The organism is Luteolibacter arcticus, from assembly GCF_025950235.1.
Classification (GTDB): domain Bacteria; phylum Verrucomicrobiota; class Verrucomicrobiia; order Verrucomicrobiales; family Akkermansiaceae; genus Haloferula; species Haloferula arctica.
In genome coordinates, this window is record NZ_JAPDDT010000011.1 from 1 (window position 1) to 19,935 (window position 19,935).

Here is a 19,935-nt window from a genome sequence, read left to right on the forward strand (position 1 = left end):
AAACATCTCTTAGGAAAGTACCAGTGCAACCTGCATCATCCGCCCATCTCGATCTAACAGGTCCTTAAAGGCATTGGGATTTATTCCGCCTCACCGGACCGGCGAACCTACCATCCAAGCGGAATGAATTCCGCGGTCCCAGCGAGGTGGCTGCTCGTGGGTTACACTCTTTGGCACTCGACACTTTCGAGGGGCGAGCTAAGTAGCGGCTGCCCAACTCACAAGGAGGTAACCATGGCAAAGCACCAAGATCAGAACGGCTCCTTTTTTCGAGCCGACAAGTAAGAGGAAGAAGGGATTCCCTTCTGAAACCCGCGTGAAGCGCGGAGAGCGGATCGTTCGCGGGGAGAAAGAACTCCACGAACGGCTGGGCAGGAACGATCCCTGCCCGTGTGGGTCACCACGCCGGTTTCAAGAACTGTTGCATGCGGACGGGCCGTTACGATGGCTCGCCGCGCGACGACTACTTTTAGGGAGTGAGTCGTCGCCTGGTGCCGCATGAGAAAAGCGTGGCGGGCTTCCCTGCGGCTGCTTTCGAGCGCAGATGGCTCATGAGCGGAACGGCGAGCGTTTTGCCGGTGCGGGCTGTTCCCAGCCGGAACGACGAAGTCGTCCCGTTAGGATAGATGAATGGGCGCCGCGGGGTCTTCTCCGCGGCGCTCAGGATTTCTCACTCGGTGAAGAGCAGAAAGGTGCGTCCGCCGCCGGGGATCTTGACGGTGAGAACCGCTTCGTGGGCCGGGGTCAGGGAGACGGCTTGGGGTTCCGCTCCGTCGATCGAGATGCGGGCGCTTTTGCGCAGGCCGGTGTAGTGGAGCGGCAGGCGGATCTCGCGGGTGATTTCCTCGTCCAGCGGATTGTAGAGGCAGGCGAGGCCCTTCTCCCTGCCGGTGGGATTGGCGTGGAGGATGCCGTCCCAATCGCGGCCGTTCGGGCGGCGCAGGTGAATGATGTCGCCATTGTCGAGCACGTCGCGGTGTTGCTTGTAGAATGACACCCACTTGGTCACGAGCGCCTTGGTCTCCGGCGAGTCGAAGAGGCGCGGGCCACGGTAGCAGGCCTGCACGCCGTAGCCTAACAGGTTCGCGAAACGTGCCTCGTAGTGAGGCAGGTGCTCCTTCAGCGGCTCGATGGTCGCGGCGGCACCACCACCGTGATACTGCGACAGCGGGACGAACATCCAGCCCATGCTCTGGGTGCGGGTCCAGGTGCCGTCATACATGTTCTGCCGCTCGATGATCTCCTGCTCGGCGCGGGGCAGGCTCCAGTTCGTCTCGCGGTAGCCCATGCCGCATTTGTTGGCGCCGGTGAGGAAATACCAGTCCGGCACATTGAGGAACACTCCCTCGGCGCGCAGCGCGCGATACTGATCGGTGATGGCGCGCCACATGACCCACTGGGAGTCCTCCTTGCCACGGTGGAAGGGATGGTTCGTGGCGCAGCAGATGTCGCCGGGATAGGAGCCGTCATTCTCGAAGATGCCGAGGCCGGAGCGGCGGCTGAAGTTGACGATCGTGTCCAGGTAGTCGCGGCCCCACTGGGTGCCGAGACAGGGCATCACGCCATAGCGGGCCGGGCTGCCGGTGGTATTGTCCTTGGGATCGCCCGCGCCGCGTGAGGCGAGCAGCGAGTAGCCGCCGATCACCACGCCCTTGCTGCGGCCGTAGTCGGCGAGTTCCTTGTAGCGGTCCTGATACGCGGGGTCGCGGCTCTCGAAATTGAAGCCCGAGCCGAAGGACATGATGACCATTTCAAAGCCGACCTCGGCGGCTTGGTCGATTGCTTCGCGGATGGTCTTCGGGTCCGATTGGACCTTGTGGAACATCAGCGGATTCTCCTGCGTCCACGGTGCGATGACGCGATACATCTTGCGGCGGGCCAGCGAGCGGCGCTCGCGCTCGGTGGAATCCAATAGCAGCTCGAAGACCCGGAAGGTCTCGAAGGGCTTCGACTTCGAGACCTCCTGATCCGGGCCGAGCGGCGGCTGGCAGCGGAGCAGGCAAGGGGTCTGGCGTTCGTAGTGGACCTGCGTCGGGTAGTCCGGATCGGACACGATCTTCATGCAGGGATTCGCATACTCCGGGACCATGTCGCCGAAGGCCATGTCGGTCTCCACCCACAGATTGTATTTCTCGCTGACGGGTGCGTTGTTCACCGAGGACTCGACCTCGGCGAGCTTGAGCTCATCCGCCACGAAGGAGTTCAGGCGCACCGGCTTCTCACCGGCGTGGGTGACGGTGAGCCATTTCGAGAACAGCGGGATGCCATCGTAGAGTTCGTAGTGGACCGCCACCCGCGGCAGGTCGGCGCGTGGCTTGGCAGCTACCACCGGCTCTGCACCGCGCACGGCGATCTCTAACATGTGGCAGCGGGTCAGGTTGGCATTGATGTCCCCGCCGTCGTAGTCGCCGCCATTGCCTCCGCGGCCGACCTTGCCGATGCGCAGGGTGGCGGGGGTCTTGGCGAAGGGCAGCGTGGCGATCGTCTCGAAAGTTCCGGCGTCCTGCGCGGCCTCCATCACCACCGTGCCGTCGCGGAGGCTGGCGCGAAGGCTGACAGGCTTCGCGCGATCGAACTTCCCGCCCAAGCCCGCCAATGTCTCGAAGACTTGTTGGTTGGGGCGGATGATGAAGTGCACCGTCGTCCCGTCTGCGGCGCTCAAGGCGAGGCCCGGGCCCCAGGCGTTCGAGTGGGTGTCGTCGCCGGCGTCGAGCTTGAGTTCGACCGAGACCGCCTTTTCCGGCCACGGACGCTCGGCGAAGACCGAGGTGTCCGGCAGTGCCATGATTTCGCCGGACTTGCCTTCATTGGAGAACGAGGAGCGCGCGTGCGCCTTGCTGGCGGTGATGGTCCAGCCGGGCTTCGGCTGTGAGAAGGCATCGAATTTTTCCTCATACACCACGGGACCGCCGAGGGTCTTCGCGGGCGCCGCCGGCGGGTCGTAGTGCATCACCACGTGCTTGCCAAGCGGCGGCCAGGGATGGTCCTTGGCCAGCCACTCGGGCCGCTTCTTCCATTCGAGGCGCTTGACCACCGGCAGCTCTTCCCAACCGGTGAACCGATACGCACCGGGAAGCGGGCGCAGGTCCTTGATCCAGTCTTCCTTGAGATAGTTCTGGATGCTCTGGCCGGTGAGGCCGCCAACCGGATAATCCACTCCATCGATGGTGACGCGAGCCTCGGGAGCGACGGCGCGCAGGAGGTGCTCGCCGCTTGTTAGATTCTGCAGGGTGACGGTGGCGGCATTCGGGGCGAGGCGTAGGACGCGCTTGGCCAGGCCATTCTCCAGCGTGAGTTCGCCGCGGGACTTGTCTTCGGTGATGTTCGCCTTGTAGGGCGATGGATCGACCATCCAATCGGCGACCGGCTCGGCAGCACGGACGGCTGCGATGAGCAGGAAGGCGAGGGAGCCAAGGGTGAAGGAAGCCGTGCGGGAGATCATCGGTTTGGGATCGGTGAGTGGACCAAAACGGTGACTTGCGGCACTTTTATTCATGAAAGCGGGTGAAACATGCAGGATATTCTTGTCCTGCTCGTCGTGTGGACCGTTCCCCGCCGGAACGACGAAGTCGTTCCGCTACGAGAAATGAAAAAGCGCCGCGGGTTTGTTTCCCCGCGGCGCTCCGGTTTTCCCTCGTGCCGTTGCCGGCATCTCGTTTCCGAGGTTTCTCCTCCTCAGAAGGTGTAGTTCAGCTCGACGCTGACGCGGGTGGTGGACTTGTAGAGCGCGTCGCTGGTGTCGAAGTAGCCGAGCTTGCCGATGGCGGTGAAGTGGTCGTCGAATTTCTTCGCGAGCACGGAGTCGACGCCGAAGCCAAGGTCATTGCTGATGGCATTGTCGCCGAAGAGGTGGACCGCATTGGTCCACTTGATGCCGCAGAAGATGGGCACCATGTAGCTGACGTAGGTGTCGGTGAGACCGCCGTGGGTACCATTGATGCGGCGGGCATCGGTGGCATCGGCATAGCCATTGAAGACATGCACGGTGCAGAGCGGCGTCTGCACACCGGCATCGAGATGCTCGACGCCGACCACGAGGCTTTGGGTACCGAAGGCCTTGGTCACATTGAAGTGAGCGTAGAGGCCTTCCTCGTTGTTGAGCGGGCCGGCTTCGTCCTGATAGGCGAGCTCGCCGTAGAGGGTGAGGCCTGCGACGGTGCCCTTGCCACTGACGCCGTAGGTCTGGTTGTCCCAGCCGACGGTGACGCCGTCATCGAAGCTCATGTCATAGATGTAGCCGCCGAGCGTAACGCCCTTGATGCCGGTGTAGGAGGCGTTGAAGAGGTGGATCTCGCCGGGGGCATTCTCGAAGATGCCGGTGGCGTCCTCGCCGAAGACGCGGTTTACCTGATCGACGTAAGAGTAGTTGAGGGTGAGCCCGGGGATGGAGGTGTTAGAGAGCGAGACCGCGTCGTAGGTCTGCTCGTTCTGACGCCAGCCAACATTGCCGATGAAGGCGGCATTGTCATAGATGATGCGCTGGCGGCCGATCTTCACGGTGGTGTCGAAGCCGGTGTATTGAAGGTAGGCTTGATTGAGTTCGGCGTTCTCCGGGTCGTTGATGAAGGAGTTCCTCACGTCGTTGGGATCCACGCCGGGAGCGCCGCCGTAGTAGTCATCGACGATGGCCTGGGTGAACTCGCCTTCCGCGAGGAGGGAGAAGCCGTGCCAGGCCTTCGTCTTGAAGCCGAGGCGCTCGCGGATGGTGAGGGCGTGGGATGGGTCGAGGCCATCGACATCGGCGAACTCGTAGCGCAGGCGGATATCGACGAGCGGGGTGATCCACGGCGCTTCCGTGGCCGCGGCGATTTCCGGTGAGGGTGCCGGAGTGCCGGCTTCGGCGATGACGGTGGTGGCGGCGAGGGCCAGCAAGGAGGTGAGGTGGTGTTTCATCGTTCGTTAGGCGGGCTCTAGGAAAGCCGTAGGTCTGCCAAGGCCTGTCCCCCGGCGACGATCAGGTGTGCTAAATGCGAGGCTTGGGGATGAATGAGGCTCATTTTCGGCAAGAAGAAGCGGTATTCATCAATGTAGGTCGAATGGATGAGCGGGGCGCACGGATCCCGACGCAAGACTTGAAGACCCAAGACCCAAGACGCAAGACTGGAGGTTCTTGGGCAACGCGTGAGATGGATGCGCGCTTTTCCAGTGGCTTCGAGCCGGGTCTCCGCAGAGGCGCAGAGGAGAGGCAGGAGATCACAGAGAAAGGCAAAAGAAGAAAGCCATGGATGAATGCCATTGGATCTCTCCTCTGTGACCTCGTGCTTTTTCTCTGTTTTTTCTGTGTAAGTCCGGCCGGAATGAGACGACACGGCTCGGTTAAACCTAACAGCTACCCTGCACCGAAGGCCTCCAGTCTTCCGTCTGATGTCTGGACGTCTTCTGTCTCTTAGCCGCCCGTGATGAAGTCCACGAGGTCCTTGCGGCCTTTCGCGAGGTCGGGCGGATTGAGGTAGAACATGTGGCCCGCTTCGTACTGGGTGAAGCTGATGTTCTTCTTCGCCGAATCCGGCAGCTCCAGGAGATGGGAGAGCGAGTAGAGGATGCCATCCGGCGGGGTGGCGAGGTCGGCCATGCCACCCATGACGAGGATGCGGAGGTGCGGATTGTCCCGCATGGCGGTGGCGAGACGGCTGCTCATGTTCACGGTGCCGTTGCCATTGCCCATCTTCCACGGCTGGACCTTTCCGGTGAGGATCTCGTAGGGCGAGTCCTCTTTCCACCCAAGGTCACTGCCGAGGTAGGAGAGCATGGTGGTGGAGTAGGCGCCGAGCGCGAGCGAGAAGGAGGGGTCGTATTCCGGGTAATCGGACGAGGCGTCGGTGGTCGGCCATGCGACGCGGGCGTCGAAGCGGCCGATGACCTTGCCTTCCTTGCGCAGGAGTTCGCCGCGGAAGCGGGTGGGATCGACGCGCAGGTTTGCCTGAATGAAGAGTTCCGTGGGTAGCGAGGTGAGGGCGGAGAGTTTCTCGGCGACAGCCTGGCGCTTCGTAGGATCGAGCGTGTTGCCGGCGAGCATGGCCAGGGCGTAGTCGCCGCTGGCGAATTCGCGGGCCTCTTTCACGAGGGCATCGCGATCGCCCTTCAGCTTGCCGTGGAAGTGGGCGACCGAGGTGTAGAGCGGCAGGAAGACCTGATAGGAAAGGTCATCGCCCTGCGACGAGGACAGCGTGCGGAAGTCGAGCAGCGAGGAGAGCAGCACCACGCCATTGAGCGACATGCCGTAGCGCGACTGGAGCTGCGAGGAGAGACCCGCGACGCGGATGCCGCCGTAGGATTCGCCGAGCAGATACTTCGGCGAGGACCAGCGCTGGTGCTCGGTGACCCAGCGGCGGATGAAGTCGCTGAGTGACTCGACATCGCCCTCGACGCCGTGGAATTCCTCCGGCTTGCCGTCCTTCTCGACGCGGCTGTAGCCGGTGGTGACGGGGTCGACGAAGACGAGGTCGGCGACATCGAGGATGGAGAATTCATTCGGGACGAGGCGCGCCGGCGGGACCGGGGCCTGGGTGCCATCGCCCGGGAGCTCGACGCGCTTCGGGCCCAGCGTGCCGAGGTGCAGCCAGACTGCGGACGAGCCGGGGCCGCCATTAAAGGCGAACAGGACGGGGCGCTTCGAAAGATCGCCGGCGTCCTTCTTCAAGTAGCTGACGTGGAAGACGGAGGCTCGCGGGGAGCCGTCTTCCTTCTTCAGCACCAGCTTCGCGGTGGTGACCTGGTAGTCGATCTTCTTGCCGCCGATGGTCACGGAGCCGTCCTTGGTGACGGGCTCGGCGGGCTTCTTGTCCTCCTTCGCGGCGTCCGGCTTGGAATCGGGCGGCGGGGCGGGCGTGGGCTTTTCCTGGGCGGTGGCGAGGACCGTGGAAAGGGCGAGGAGCAGCAGGGACGGGCGCATACGGGACGGGAAGCTAGGGGATTCGGGTGGCTTGTCGATGGGAGAAGCGACAGGGGGACGGGGGTTCATTCATCTTTCTATCAGTGAGCGGAGGGGCGGGGAGCGGGCAAAGGAGAGGCGGGCCAGAGGCCCCTCGGTCACCGGAGAGCGTGGCTGGCTCCGAGGAGTTCCTTGGTGCCGGGCAGATGGGACAGGCCCCAGCGGGCGAGGGGGATGAGGACGTCGCGCAGGGACTTGCCGGTGGGGGTGAGCTGGTAGCGGAAGCGCCGCCGGTCCTGCTCGTCCGCCGTTTTGGTGAGGAGGCCCTGTTCCTGGAGGAGCTTCAGGCGGTCGGCGAGGATGTTGGTGGCGATGCCCTCGGGCGAGGCGAGGAATTCATCGTAGCGCTGCTTGCCGAGCATGAGGTCGCGCACGACCAGCATGGTCCAGCGGTCGCCGATGAGGTCGAGCGCGCAGGCGACCGGACAGGGTGAGCGGCGGGGAAGTCGTTTGGCGGGCACGGCGGAAATTAGCTTGCAAAACGCAAGTGGTGCAAGCATGGGTGTTGTGTCGCTTGCGTTTTGAAAGTGACATATCCCGGCCATGAATGAGTCCTCCGCCGCTCCCTCATCACTCGCACCACCCGGTGCAGGCCTGCCGCGGCTGGAGGAATTTTTCCTTCGGTCCGGCCTGAAGATCTACTCGCGGCTCGCGGGGCGCGAGCGGGTGCTGGGGCTTTTCCTAAGGGATGCGGAGCGCGTGCTCTCGCTCGCCACGCCGCTCGATGAGGCGACGGGCCGGAAGGCGGTGCTCGTTCCGCGGGTGCGCGGGATGGAGGATAGCAGCCGCTGTTGGTCGCCCTACATGATCGTCCAGCATCTCGTGATCGTGGACAAGGCGATCCTTGGGATGATCCTGCTGCTAGCCGGTGGCAAGACGACGAACCGCGAGGTGCGCGTGGCGGACGTGAAGCCGTCGCCCGAGGCTGGGCCGGAGGTGATGGAGGAGTTTCGTGCGGTGCTGGCGCGCTGGCAGGAGACCTTGGCGGGGATCAAGGATCTGCGCGGGGGATCACGACATGCGCATCCTTGGTTCGGGCCACTGGATGCGCATGAATGGATGAGTCTGGCGGCGTTGCATCATGGGATTCACCTGAGGCAAATGGAGAGGGTGGTGAACTCGCTGCGGTGACGCAATCGCCCGATGAAGCCGCAGGCCCTTGGACTGCTGCGGTCATCCGTAGCTTTTGAGTGACGGGTGTGGATGGCATTTCATTCGGATGGAAGCGAACTTGCGGTATCGCCATAGGCTACGCGAGAAGGGGGCAGTTCACAGCGGCGGAAGCGAACTCCCCGGATCGCTTCGTGGCGCGGGAGAGGAGGGCTCTTTCGTTCATTCGGAAAGCTGCGAACAATCGCAGCAGTCCGAGGGCGGCTTTGCCGCGGTCATGAGGCGGACCCATATGGTGTGAGGACTACCTAACGGTAGTCCCACTTCCCATACTCTCTCTGGACGGAATCGCCCCAGTTGCCATACCATGCGTAGCCCTTGCGGCGCTCCTTGCCGATCTCGGCGACGGTGGCCTTCTTCACGCCATCGCGGTCGCAGAAGAAGGGCTTGCCGGTTTCGAGGTCGTAGAAGCGCGCCCACAGCGGCTTGGCGGAGGGATCGCTGATCACGCGGCCGTCGCCGCCGGAGCGCTCGAAGCGGATGCCGGTGAGCTTCGCCGAATCGAACCACGCAACGCCCGCCTTCACCGCGCGGATGACCTCGGGCGATGGCTTTTCGAGCGACATGAGAAAGTGGAGGATGCCGGCGCTCTCGCCGCCGCTCAGCGAAGGCAATTCGTAGGCGCGTGCCTTGGCGGGCGCGAAGGTGACTTCATCGTGCTGCGCACACCAGACGGTCGGCCTGCCATCGATGACGATCTGGCATTTGAGGATGCAGGCGATGCCGCGGTCGAAGGCTTCGGTCGCCTTGCGTTTGCGAGCGTTGTCGATGAAGTCGTAGCCTTGCGAGTCGTGGAGCAATTCTAACAGACGAACCATGGTGCCGTCATTGAAGGTGATGTGGCGGTGGTAGCCCTCGCCGGGTGGATGGAATTGGGGCCAGCCGCCATTCGGATATTGGGCTTCGAGGATGTGCTCGAAGCCCTTGAGAAACGCATCCCGGTAGATATCATCGCCCGTGGATTTGAAGGCATGGGCGAGCAGGCGGAGTTCGCCGGTGGTGGCCTTGTTGTCGAAGGTGCCCTCGAGCTTGTCGCGCTTGCCATCGTAGGGCTTGGTGGTGGTGTCCTTGTTCTTCGGCCAGCTTCCCTGAGGCGACTGCCAGGAGAGCACGATGGAAAGAGTGCTGCGGCCCTCGTGCGAGCGGAACCAGTCATCGGGTTTTCCCGCGAGGTCCGCGGCATCGGCGAAGAGCATGCCGGGGAGAAGCAGGGCCGCGAGGAGCGGGAGGCGTGGGTTCATCGGGACGGTTACGTGACGGAGGGGTGGGACTTGCGGCTCAAAAGGAGTGGGACCTGACTGGGAGCGCGGAGTTTATTCCGCTTGAGCGGTCGGGTCGCCGGGCCTGCCAGGCGGAATAAATTCCGCGTTCCCAGTGGGCCGGGGCTCACTTCACGCGGATCTCGCCGAGCCATTGCAAGGCGGCATCGGGCCATGCCTTGGCCTCGCGGTCGCTGCGCAGTCCGTAGCCGTGGCCGCCGGTGGGGTAGAGGAGGAGCTTGTGGGGGCGCTTCGCTTCAGTGAGCGCGGCATCGTAGAGCTTGCTGCCGACGACAAATTTCGCGTCGTCATCGCTGTGGACGATGAGGGTGGGCGGGATGTCCGCCTTGGGATTGAGGTTGGGGGAAAGGCCGCCTTTTCCATCATCGAGATAGGCCGGGTAGACGAGCACGGCGAAGTCCGGGCGGCAGCTTTGTTGGTCGACGTCATCGATGGCCGGGTAGGTGAGCTCGTCGAAGCGATTGCTCGCGCGTGCGGAGAGGTGGCCGCCAGCGGAGAAGCCGATGACGCCGAGGCGCTGTGGGTCGATGTGCCACTCGGCGGCCCGTGAACGGGCGAGGCTCAGGGCGCGCTGGAGATCCTGCAGTGCGCCATCGCGGTTGTTAGGCACGCGGTATTTCAGCAGGAGGGCGGTGAAGCCGTTTGCATTCAGCCACGCCGCGATCTCGGTGCCTTCCTTGTCCATGACCGCATAGCTGTAGCCGCCGCCGGGGCAGACGATCATGGCGGGCGAGTCCTTGGCCGGCGCGGGAAAGATGTCCAAGGTGGGTTGGCTTACATTCGTGATGCGCAGAGCGTCGGTGCGCTCGGGCGAATGGCGAGCTTCCGGATCCTTGGCTCCGTGGCCGGGCATCTTGCCGTCGGGCCACACGTTTGCGGTAATGCCTGCCTTCTTCGCGCCGGAAGCAGCTCGTGCCTTCTCCATCAGCACGTGCACCGCAGGCCAGGTTACCGAGAGGCTGGGGCCGCTGTTCGGGTGGATGCCGTCGGAGACGGCCTTCTGGAATTCTTCCGGTGAGTCCTGCTGGAGCTTCCGCCACGCGGGGTAGTGATCGACGAGTGGCAGTTGGTTGGCCCGGGCGTAGCTACGATAAACGTCGTAGTAAGACTCCAGCTCGGGGCGATCGGTGGCGTATTTCTTGGCTGGATTCGATGGCGAGTCCCAAGCGGGATTCATGGTCTGGAGCACGATGTCCACCTGGGGATTCTGCTGGCGCAGGGCCTTCACCATCTGGTCGAGATTGGCTTCGGATTGCTCGCGGGAGATGCCGTGCTTGGTGGCGGCGTCATTGGCGGAGAACTCGATGAAGACGAGATCCGGCCGGTGATCCTGCACGCGCTGCTTTAGATTGGCCACGCCCCATTTTGAATGCATGCCGGCTTGGGCACGGTTCAGATAAGTCACTTGGCCGGGGAATTCCTTGGCGAAGTAATCGCCGAGCGCCTTTGCCCACGCGCCGTTGATCGTGAGGCTGGTGCCATAGACCACCACGGTCTGCTTCTTGCCTTCGTGGAGTTTCTTGAAAACGGTCACGGGCAGGGGCTCCTCCGCGGCGATGGGGACAGCGGCCGACAGCAAGAGAGGCAGCAGCCAGTTACGCGAGCGCTTCAGCAGATGGATCGGCATGAGGGAGGGCATTGAAGGGAATGCGATCCGCTCTGGCAACTACCCGGATGAAAGAGTGCTGTTTCAATTATTGGGCCGCGAATCGGGGGGGCACGCTGGCAGGAGCCGGGGTGTGTCCAAGGGACAGTCGATGCGGCGCGACTTACTTTTGGTCCTCTCTCGATCTCGTGGATGAGGCAAGGGTGCCGCTTTTAGATTGGGGCAATCCGCTTGATTGCGTCCTCCATATCCGACGGGTCAGTCCCAAATTCCTCCGCGATATTCTTCATGATGGTCCGCGCCGTTTTTGAAAGGCAATCCGGTCGCTCGCCGGACTGAAATAAATCGAAATGGTCGAAGAAAGTGCTCAAACTTCGCTCGGCTGAACCGAGTGATACGAAGTGGAAGGTGCGGTGCCATGGGATTCCATTGCTGAATGGAAATCGCTCCTCGATCCAGCTCTGGAAGAGAGCCTGGAAGGCGTGGGCCTTGCCTGGCTTTCCGGTGGTGTCCATCTCCGCCCAACTGCAACCGGAAAGCATCGACCACAAGTGGGAAGCCGCAGCGTCGTTGCCGAAGTACATACCCGGGCGTTTCCTGATTGCCTCCATTGAAGAAAGGCCTTTGAACAAGTCCACGCGGGCATGAACTTCGGGCGCTTTCCGGGTGGGGCTCGCAAGCCGTGTCCGGTAGTCCAAGTATCTTGATAGGGAGCGTTCGGCGCCTTCAACTGCTTCAAGGAAGCTCCACGTCGCCACGTTGGATGGCCATGAATCACAGACGCCGTAGTCGCCCTTTACTGCGTCAGTGAACGCATCGTAATCGAAGTCCTCCGGCTCGAGATTTGCGTGAAATTCATAGCCGAGGGCGTAGGCCTGGAACTGCGGGATTGTCCGCTCCGCCAAATGAAGGTCGGGGGATTCGCAGCACCGCTTCAGGATGTCGGTCAGGGTCACGGATGGGTCAGGAAGCGGGTGAAATTGCTCTTCCTTCAATAAGGAATCTGGCATGCCCTTTCAAGGTGGGAGAAGGATGGGCCGAATCATCGATTGCTTTCGCCATCTTGGCGGGAGGTCGCGAGATGAACGAGGCGAAATATGGATTCCGCCCAATCGCCTCCCTTCAGGCGGCCGGTTGTTTGGCATGCTGACCCGGGGCTGCACTTCGTTTGCCCCGGGCTATTCCATTTCGCCCCTTTGGGGCTGGAGAAGGTCGAGGGGCGGCGGGGATCTCCAGTGGTTTCTTGCCTGCGGGGTGAGTCGGGCAGCCGCACACGGAGTGTGCGGACCACTTTGGCTTGGGATGTTAGGCCCGGCGGAAGTGTTACTTCGCGAGGGTGATCTTCACCACTTGGGCCAAGGGGTCGTTGGCGGTGGCGGGGAGTTCGATTTCGAGGGCCTTGTTGTCGCGCTTGAATTTGAGTGAGCCTTTGTCGCCGAGGAGTTCGATCTTTGAGATGGCGGGTGCGCCGTCTTTCTCGGCTAGGGAGGTGAGGGTGATGGCCTTGCCGGGCTTGCCGGGGAGGATGGCGTAGAGGGATCCGCCTTTGGTGGTGAAGCGGACTTTGCCATCGGCGTGCTGGGTCCAGGGGCGGGTGCCGTAGATGGCTTCGCCGTGCGTGCCGAGCCACTTGCCGAGGGCTAGCAGGGTGTCCTGTTGCTCCTTTGGGATGGTGCCGTCGGCCTTGGGGGCGAGGTTGAGGAGGTAGAAGCCGCCCTTGCTGACGGTGTCGAGGAGCTTGCCGAGGATGGCCTCGGGGCCGAAGACGCGCATGCCCTCGACGTAGCCCCAGGAGGTGCCGATGGGGTCATCGACCATCCATGAGCCGGGGCGGATGCCGGCGGGAGAGCGGCTGCCGACCTTCTCGAAGTCGATGATGGAGCCGATCTGCTCGGTGTCCTTGTTAGAAGGGGCGTAGGCGACGAACTTGGTGGAGACGGAGACTTCCTTTTTCCATGAAGTCGCACGGTTGTAGTAGTAGGCGGCGACGCGCAGCTTGAGGGGATCGAGGTGGCGGAGGTTCACGCCGTTGTCGAACCACAGGAGATCGGGCTGATACTTGTCGATCAGCTCGAAGTTCCGCGCCATCCAGTCGGCGAGGAAGGCGGCCTGCGCTTGATCGCTGCGGTCGGCGACGTGGTAGAAGCCCTTCCACTTGGGGTCGAAGAGGTCGGCCTTGGCCTCGCGGAGTCGTTCGAGCACGGCCTTCGGCGGATCGATGAAGGTGAAGTTCTCGATGCCGTGGTTGGAGACGCCGAACTTGAGGCCCTTGGCGCGGGAGGCGGCGGCGAGTTCACCGATGAGGTCGCGCTTCGGTCCCATGGCCTTGGAGTTGAAGGTGGTGACCTTGCTGTCCCAGAGCGCGAAATTGTCGTGATGCTGGGCGCATGGCAGCACGACCTTGGCACCGGACCGGTAGAAGAGATCGGCCCACTCGGTGGCGCTGAATTTTTCCGCGGTGAAAAGCGGGATGAAGTCCTTGTAGCCGAACTTCTCCGGCGGGCCGAATTTGTCGGTGTGCCACTTCAAGTTGGCGGCGTAGAGGTGCTTCTCGTACCACTCGTTATGATGGGCGGGAACGGAGTAGAGGCCCCAGTGCATGAAGATGCCGAACTTGGCGTCATCGAACCACGAGGGGACGCGGTAGTTCGCGCGGATGGACTCCCACTCGGGCTTGAAGGGGCCGGGCGGGAGGGGGGTGGCCAGGAGCTTGTTCGCCTCGGCGACGATCGCGGGCGTGGCAGGCGGGCCCATGACGCCGTAATCGTACGGGCCGGTCTCGACGACGCCGGCGCGGTCGGGCTTGGGCAAGGCGGCGAGCGGGGTCGCGAGGGCGAGTAGGACGAGGGAGCGGGAAATCATGGCGATGCGAGGATGGCGATTTTGTAGAAGGCGTTGCCGGCGGGAGGGGGGGTGTCGGTGAAGGAGTCGGTGGTGCCGGTGCCGGTGGTGGTGTGGATGGAGTCCCACGGGGCCTCGAGGGTGGCGCTGCGGAAGACCTCAAACTGGACGCCGACCGCGGACGGCCAGGTGATGGTGAAGCCGCCGGGGCCGTGAGTGCCGGTGGCCTTGAAGGAGGAGCTGCCGTTCTTGGGGTCGAGGCTTAACAGGAACTCGGTGGCGTTGTCGGTGCCATCGCCATCGGGGTCGGCGGGCGGTGCGGCTTCGGGGTCCGAGGTGCTGCCGAAGTGCTGGATCTGCCATTGCTCGAAGGGCGTGAGGATCTGCGTCACGATGAGGCGGACCTGGCCCGCGGTGGCGGTGCTGACGGTGGCCTCGTAGCCGGGGGGCAGGGTGCCGAGGGCGAGGCCGTCTTCATCGTCGAGGGTGCCGGTGTAGGTGATGAGGGTGTAGGTGCCGGGTCCGAAGCCGGGGCCGGCGGTGACGTGGAGCGTGCCGGCGAGGGTGAGATTGCCGGTGACATTGACGCGGTCGGAAACGGTGCCGAGTTCGTAGTCGAGCACGCTGGTGGGTGAGAGGGTGAGTCCCGCACCAAGCGCGAGGGTGCCAGCGGAGGTGCCGGGGGCGAGGGTGCCGTGGCAGGTGACCGCGCCGCCGATGCTTCCGCTGCCTCCGAGCGCACCGGTGGTGGCTACGGTGGTCGCCGTACTTGCGAGTGAGCCGGTGACGTTCAGGCGTCCGCCGTTGACGGTGGTCGCGCCGGTGTAGGTACTCGTTCCGGCGAGGGTAAGGCTGCCGGTGCCGGCCTTGGTGATGGCGACGAGCTTGGTGGCGCTGCCATTGGCGATCACGCCGGCGAAGGTGCTGTCGATATTCGCCTGGCCGATGGTGTAGGTGCAGCTCGCTGCGTTGCTGTTGCCTGCCATGCCGATGAAGCTGCCCGTGAGCCCCTTGAGCGCGCCGAGGCTGTAGGCGCTGCCCTGGCGGGCGGACAGGCCGCGGTTGCCGAGGTCAAAGGTGGCGGCGGCACTGCCACTGAAGGTGGAGGTGAAGAGGCGAAACGAGCCCACGCCGGTGAGTGCAAAGGTGCCGGAGAAGCCGGACATGTCGCCCTCGAAGTCGAAGACGCTGGTCGCATTGCAGGTGAGGATGCCCGAGCCCGAGATGTTTCGCAGGCCATGTGCCCCGCCGCCATCGCCACCCGAGACCGTGGAGGCGGCGGTGACCAGGATGGGATTCTGCGGCGCGAGTGCATTGGTGGCCCAGGTGCCGCCGGAGAGAGTGACGGGGCCGGTTCCCAAGGCACCTGCATTCGTGATGGAAAGGGTGCCGCCGGAGATAGTGGTGCCGCCGGTGTAGGTATGGGCGGTCGAGAGCACGAGTGTGCCGCTGCCGTTCTTTGTTAGAGTGCCCTCGCCGATGATCCTGCCGGCTCCGGAGAGCGTGTAGTTTTTCGTGGCGGAGACGAAGACTTCCTCCGGTTCCACATCCAGCGCGAGGCTGACGGGATTGGTCGCATTGCCGGAGTCGGTGAAGGTGACGGTGGACTGGGCGGAGAAGATGACGTTGCCGGAGCCATCGGTCCAATTGGCGGTGGCGGTGTCCCAGGTGGAGTTGGTGTTGCCGGTCCAGAGGAGATCCGAGGCCCCGGGCGGCTGGGCGAGGGTCATGGTGATCACGCCTGTGGTGGCGAGGTCGAAGGAGGCGGTGAGCGTGGATCCGGGCGGGGCCTGCCACGAGAGCGAAGGCGTGCCGGTGAGGGTGCCGGAGTAGGTCAGCAGGGTGTAGATGCCCGGCCCGAGCGTGATGCCGGTGACCGGGCGGACGAGGGCATTGGTGCCGAAGGTGAGATTGCCGGTGATGGCGAGCGGTGTGGCTCCGATTGCGCCGTGCTCAAGGATGGCTGCGGATTGAAAGCTGACATTCCCCGTGATGATGCCGCTGCCGCCGAGCGCTGCGCCGCCTTGGACGGTGACGGCGCTGCCGGTGGTGCTGCCTTGGATGCGCAGGGTGCCGGAGGAGACGGTGGTGGCTCCGGTGTGGGTGGATGCGCCGGCGAGGGTCCAGATGCCGGTGCCGTTCTTGGTGATGGCGGTGAGGCCGGTGCCATTGACTATTGCGCCGGAGAAGATGGCGTCGGTATTCCTGCCGCCGACACGCCAGGTGGTGGTGCGGCCGACAGTGGGACCGCCGCCGATGCCGGTGGTGGAGTCGCCGGTGAGCTCGCCGATGTCGAGGGTGGCGTTGCTATTGCCAATGTTGTAGTAGACGTAGCTCTCCGCGCCGATATTGAGCGCGGCGGTGCCGAAGCCGAAGCTATTGGTGACGCGCATCTCCGAGCCATCGGCATCGGTCGCGAGATTGATCTGGCCGGTGAAGGCGGACCAGTTGCCCTTCATGTCGGAGCGGACATAGGGCGAGTAGTAGTTGAAGGTGCCGCTGCCCGTCAGCGAGCCGGTGAGCGAGCAGCGGCCATCGGCATTCAAGCGGCCGGTCATCCCGGAGGGGACGATCAGGTTCCAGTTGCAAACGTCGTTGTTCTGCACGTTCGCCATGGTGAGCGTGCCGTTGTTGAAAGTGACGGCGCCGCCGCCGAGGGCGTTCTTGTTGGCATTCGACCCTGCCAGATAAATCGTGCCGCCATCGATGGTGGTGCCGCCGCTGTAGGTATTGGTATTGGCCAGGATCAAGGTGCCCGCGCCGGTTTTCGTAAGCCTGCCGCTGCCGGTGATGGTGCCGCTGATCTGCATCGAGCTGCCATTCGCGGCGACATCGAGGGTGCCGCCGGAGGCACCGAGCGTCATGCTGCGGTTGGTATTGGTCTGCGAGCCGGTGAGGCGCAGCGTGCCGCCATTGATGACGAGATTGCTCGCGCCGACACCCGCTGCACCGATCGAGCTGGGGGTGCCGCCATCGGCGAGCGAGGCGACGGCGAGGACGCCGCCGGTGATGGTGGTGGCGCCGGTGTAGTCGTTGGCGGTATTGATCGTGAGCGTGCCGCTACCGGATTTGGCAAGGCCGCCGCTGCCGCTGATGGAGCCGCTGCCGGAGAGGGTGTAATTCGTAGTGGCATTGACCGTGACGCTGGCTACGGGCAGCGCGCCGGAGAGGGTGGCGGTGGCGTTTGCCGCGCCAGTGGCATCGAAGGTCACGGCGTCGCCGGAAACGAAGATGTCGGGCGAGCCGGCATTGAGCCAGTTCTGGCTCGCGGCCAGATCCCAGACAGCGCCAGAGCCGCGCCAAACAATGGCCTCCGGGACGCGAGTGACGGGGACGGTCAAGGTAACCGAACCGGCGGCGGCGGAAAGCGAGTAGGGCGTGCCGGGCGGGACGGTGACGTCGAAATTCGCGGCGCTGCCAGTGAGGCTGCCGGTGTAGGTCACCAGCGTGTAGGTGCCCGCGGGGACGGTGCCATTGAGCGCCTTGATCACGATGCCGACCTTGCCGCTGACGGAGAGATTCCCGGTGATGGCGATGCGGTCGCTGGTGGCGGGGTTGCCCGGGTTGTTAGAAAGATCGAAGGCGAGGCAGGAGCCATCCTGCGCGGTGAGTCCGCTGCCGAGGGTGACGGTGCCCGCGCTGCCCATGCCAGAGCCGGGAGTGATCGCACCGCGATAGCCAAGGGTGACAGCCTGGCTGAAGGTGCCGGTGCCGCCGATGCGGCCACCTGTTAGGCCGGCGGCAGCGGGTCCGCCGTAAGTGCCGCCCCAGACGGTGATGGGGCTGTTAGAAAGCGTGCCATTCAGGATCAGCGCGCCATCCCAGATGGTGGTGGTGCCGGTGAAGGCGTGGCTGCCGGAGAGGGTCAGCGAGCCCTGGCCGGATTTAACGAGCTTCATCGTGCCCGCGAGCGAGCCGAGCGCGCCATCGAAGGTCTGGTCCTTCGGCGAATAGACGGTGAGATCCTTGGGCGAGAGCGTGCCGACGAGGGCGACCGGGGTGGTGGCATTGGCGCCGATGTCGAAGCGGACGGCTTTCCCGGCGGTGAAGGAGGATGCGACGCCATCGTCGCTCCAACTGGTGGTCACACCCTCATCCCAGGTGCTGCTGCCGGCACCGCCGCGCCAGGTGAGATCGGTGTCCACCATCGGCGGCGGTGGCGGCGCGGTCATGCCGGTGCCGAGGTAGTAGTCCACATAGCTGGCCTGCACGTAGCCCTTGGTGGTCGTCTGGCATCGATACTGCGGATTGTGCATCAGGGTGGGGATGCGGAAGCCGGTGCCATTGCTGGTCTTCGCGGAGTCGGCGCTGCGGACCATGTAGATGCGCAGCTCGGAATTGTCGGTGGCGGCGCAGAGCAGCTCCTCGCGCCAGTCGCCGAGGATGTCGCCCCAGAATTGCGGCCGGCCCCCGTAGGCGATGTAGTTGTTGTAGGGAGAGTTTGGCGCGGCGGAGTCGCTGTAGAGGCTGATCACGCGGCCGCTGCTCCCGTTCGCGGTATTGAACTTGTCGATGCCCGGGCTGGTGGCCGAGCTGCCGATGGTGGAAACGAACTCGCGCACGAGATCGCCGTCCCACCAGATGGCCTCGGGCGGGAAGGGCCTGTTGGCGTAGTTCAACTGGTTGCCCTTGCAATCGTAGATGCCCGCCATGGTGGAGAACATCTCGCAGCCCTTCACGGCGGGATCGAAGTCGCCGGCCACGCCGCGGCCGACATCGACCACGCCACCGGCATACCATTTCTTGATCATCGCGCCGGTGCCGGCGTTGTAGAGCGCGGTGGCGAGACCGCTGCCGTTGTTCTGCTGGATGATGTAGTTCTCCAGTCCCGGGCGATCGGGATCGATGTCTGTCAGGTGGAAGCGGTCGCCGTGAACGATCTCCGGGATATTGAAAAGCTGGGTGCCATTGTCATCGAGCACGTAGCCGATATCGACGAACTCGTCCTTACCGTCATTGTCCACGTCGGCGATGCGGATCTGGTGGCCCTCCGGCGCGTGTAGCGAGCCGCCGTCCACCCATGACCAGAGCTGGTTGATGCTGCCACCCCGCCAATTCCATGCGGTGATGACGCCGTGGAAGCTTTCGTCGGACGCGCGGTTCTTCGAGGCCCAGACGACGGACGGGCGCTGTCCATCGAGGTAAAGGATGCCCATGTGACCATTCATCGGGCCATCGGCGAGGCGGGGATTAGGCACGGTGGCGCGGGCCAGCTCGGCTCCGGTCATGCCATTGATCACGGAGAGGAACTGGACGTTATTCGAAGCGCCGCCGCTGGCGACCGCGCCGTCGCCGAAGACGACGCCATTCGCGGTGCGGAGCAGGACCTCCGACTTGCCGTCGCCATCCATGTCGTAAACGGTGACATTGTCGCCGTGGCCGATGCTGATGGAGGATGAGCCTGGCTCGATATTGTATTTGTAGAAGCTGTTAGGTCCGAGATCGATGCGCCAGAGCAAGGTGCCGTCGCGCTTGTAGGCATCGAGGAACTGGCGGAAGCCCTCGCCGGACTGGCGGTCCACGACGAAGTCGAATTCGCCATCGCCATCGAGATCGCCGACCCAGCAGAATTTCACATCGAGCGCGCCATCGGGCGTCGGCTGCATGGGCACGGGGACATACTGGCGCGTCGGTGGATTCACCGGCAGTGCGACCGGGGCGGTGGAGGCGTGGGCCCATGCATCGGGTACCTCCACGCCGCCGATGACCGGCTTCACCGAATACGTGTAGGCGGTGGTGGAGAGGCTGCCCGGTGTATCGACATAGTCGGTAGTGGCGGTGAGTGGCGAGGCGTTCACCTTCACGGCTGCGCCGCCATTGGCCGAGCGGTAGAGATTGAAGGCGACATCGCGTGGATCATTCCCGAGCAGACGCCAGCCGACATAGACCTGCGTGCTGCTGCTGCGCAGGGCGACGAGTCCGCGGCCGAGGCTTTCCATCTGGCGCTGGGCCAGGACGGTGTCGAGGCAGAGCGACGACACGAGGCATAAGCAAACGACCGGAAGAAGACGCGGGCGGATCATGGGTTTTTCCGCTGCGAACAGGGATGGGCACTCTGTTGCAGGATGCACCAGCTTCGACGATGCCGGCGTCCGGCGTCGATGCCA

The 19,935-nt window shown here is 63.9% G+C and carries 11 protein-coding genes; 2 read left to right on the forward strand and 9 right to left on the reverse strand.

Annotated elements, in window-relative coordinates; all coding sequences use genetic code 11:
- Window positions 1-316: 316 nt before the first annotated feature.
- Window positions 317-502 carry an SEC-C metal-binding domain-containing protein gene (locus tag OKA05_RS29375; RefSeq protein ID WP_343226985.1) on the forward strand — a complete coding sequence of 62 codons (186 nt, stop codon included), beginning with the start codon at window positions 317-319 and terminating at the stop codon, window positions 500-502.
- 168 nt (window positions 503-670) lie between these two features.
- Here OKA05_RS29375 and OKA05_RS20595 read toward each other — a convergent pair whose 3' ends face one another.
- The 4 genes from OKA05_RS20595 to OKA05_RS20610 form a co-directional block, all read right to left on the reverse strand.
- Window positions 671-3,442: a S8/S53 family peptidase gene (locus OKA05_RS20595; protein ID WP_264489079.1), complete on the reverse strand. Its 2,772-nt coding sequence runs from the start codon at window positions 3,440-3,442 to the stop codon at window positions 671-673.
- 233 nt (window positions 3,443-3,675) lie between these two features.
- Window positions 3,676-4,893, reverse strand: a complete 1,218-nt coding sequence (locus OKA05_RS20600) for an alginate export family protein (protein WP_264489080.1) — start codon at window positions 4,891-4,893, stop codon at window positions 3,676-3,678.
- A 493-nt stretch (window positions 4,894-5,386) separates the two neighbouring features.
- Window positions 5,387-6,892: a S10 family peptidase gene (locus tag OKA05_RS20605; protein ID WP_264489081.1), complete on the reverse strand. Its 1,506-nt coding sequence runs from the start codon at window positions 6,890-6,892 to the stop codon at window positions 5,387-5,389.
- Window positions 6,893-7,029: 137 nt separating this feature from the next.
- A complete protein-coding gene (locus OKA05_RS20610; RefSeq protein ID WP_264489082.1) occupies window positions 7,030-7,392 on the reverse strand; it encodes a winged helix-turn-helix transcriptional regulator in 363 nt (120 codons plus the stop codon).
- 82 nt (window positions 7,393-7,474) lie between these two features.
- On the opposite strand from OKA05_RS20610, the gene OKA05_RS20615 reads away from it, so the two are divergent.
- Window positions 7,475-8,062: a DinB family protein gene (locus tag OKA05_RS20615; protein ID WP_264489083.1), complete on the forward strand. Its 588-nt coding sequence runs from the start codon at window positions 7,475-7,477 to the stop codon at window positions 8,060-8,062.
- A gap of 287 nt (window positions 8,063-8,349) precedes the next feature.
- On the opposite strand, the gene pelA is transcribed toward OKA05_RS20615, so the two are convergent.
- The 5 genes from pelA to OKA05_RS20640 form a co-directional block, all read right to left on the reverse strand.
- A complete protein-coding gene (gene pelA, locus OKA05_RS20620) occupies window positions 8,350-9,342 on the reverse strand; it encodes a pectate lyase (protein ID WP_264489084.1) in 993 nt (330 codons plus the stop codon).
- A gap of 145 nt (window positions 9,343-9,487) precedes the next feature.
- On the reverse strand, window positions 9,488-11,008 hold the full coding sequence (locus tag OKA05_RS20625; protein WP_264489085.1) for a GDSL-type esterase/lipase family protein: 1,521 nt from the start codon (window positions 11,006-11,008) through the stop codon (window positions 9,488-9,490).
- A 191-nt stretch (window positions 11,009-11,199) separates the two neighbouring features.
- On the reverse strand, window positions 11,200-11,943 hold the full coding sequence (locus OKA05_RS20630) for a hypothetical protein (RefSeq protein WP_264489086.1): 744 nt from the start codon (window positions 11,941-11,943) through the stop codon (window positions 11,200-11,202).
- Between the two features lie 367 nt (window positions 11,944-12,310).
- Window positions 12,311-13,849 (reverse strand): alpha-L-fucosidase, encoded by a 1,539-nt coding sequence (locus tag OKA05_RS20635; RefSeq protein ID WP_264489087.1) that lies wholly within the window; start codon window positions 13,847-13,849, stop codon window positions 12,311-12,313.
- Window positions 13,846-19,851, reverse strand: a complete 6,006-nt coding sequence (locus tag OKA05_RS20640) for a rhamnogalacturonan lyase family protein (protein WP_264489088.1) — start codon at window positions 19,849-19,851, stop codon at window positions 13,846-13,848. The genes OKA05_RS20635 and OKA05_RS20640 overlap by 4 nt, the downstream gene beginning before the upstream one ends.
- Window positions 19,852-19,935 lie beyond the last annotated feature (84 nt).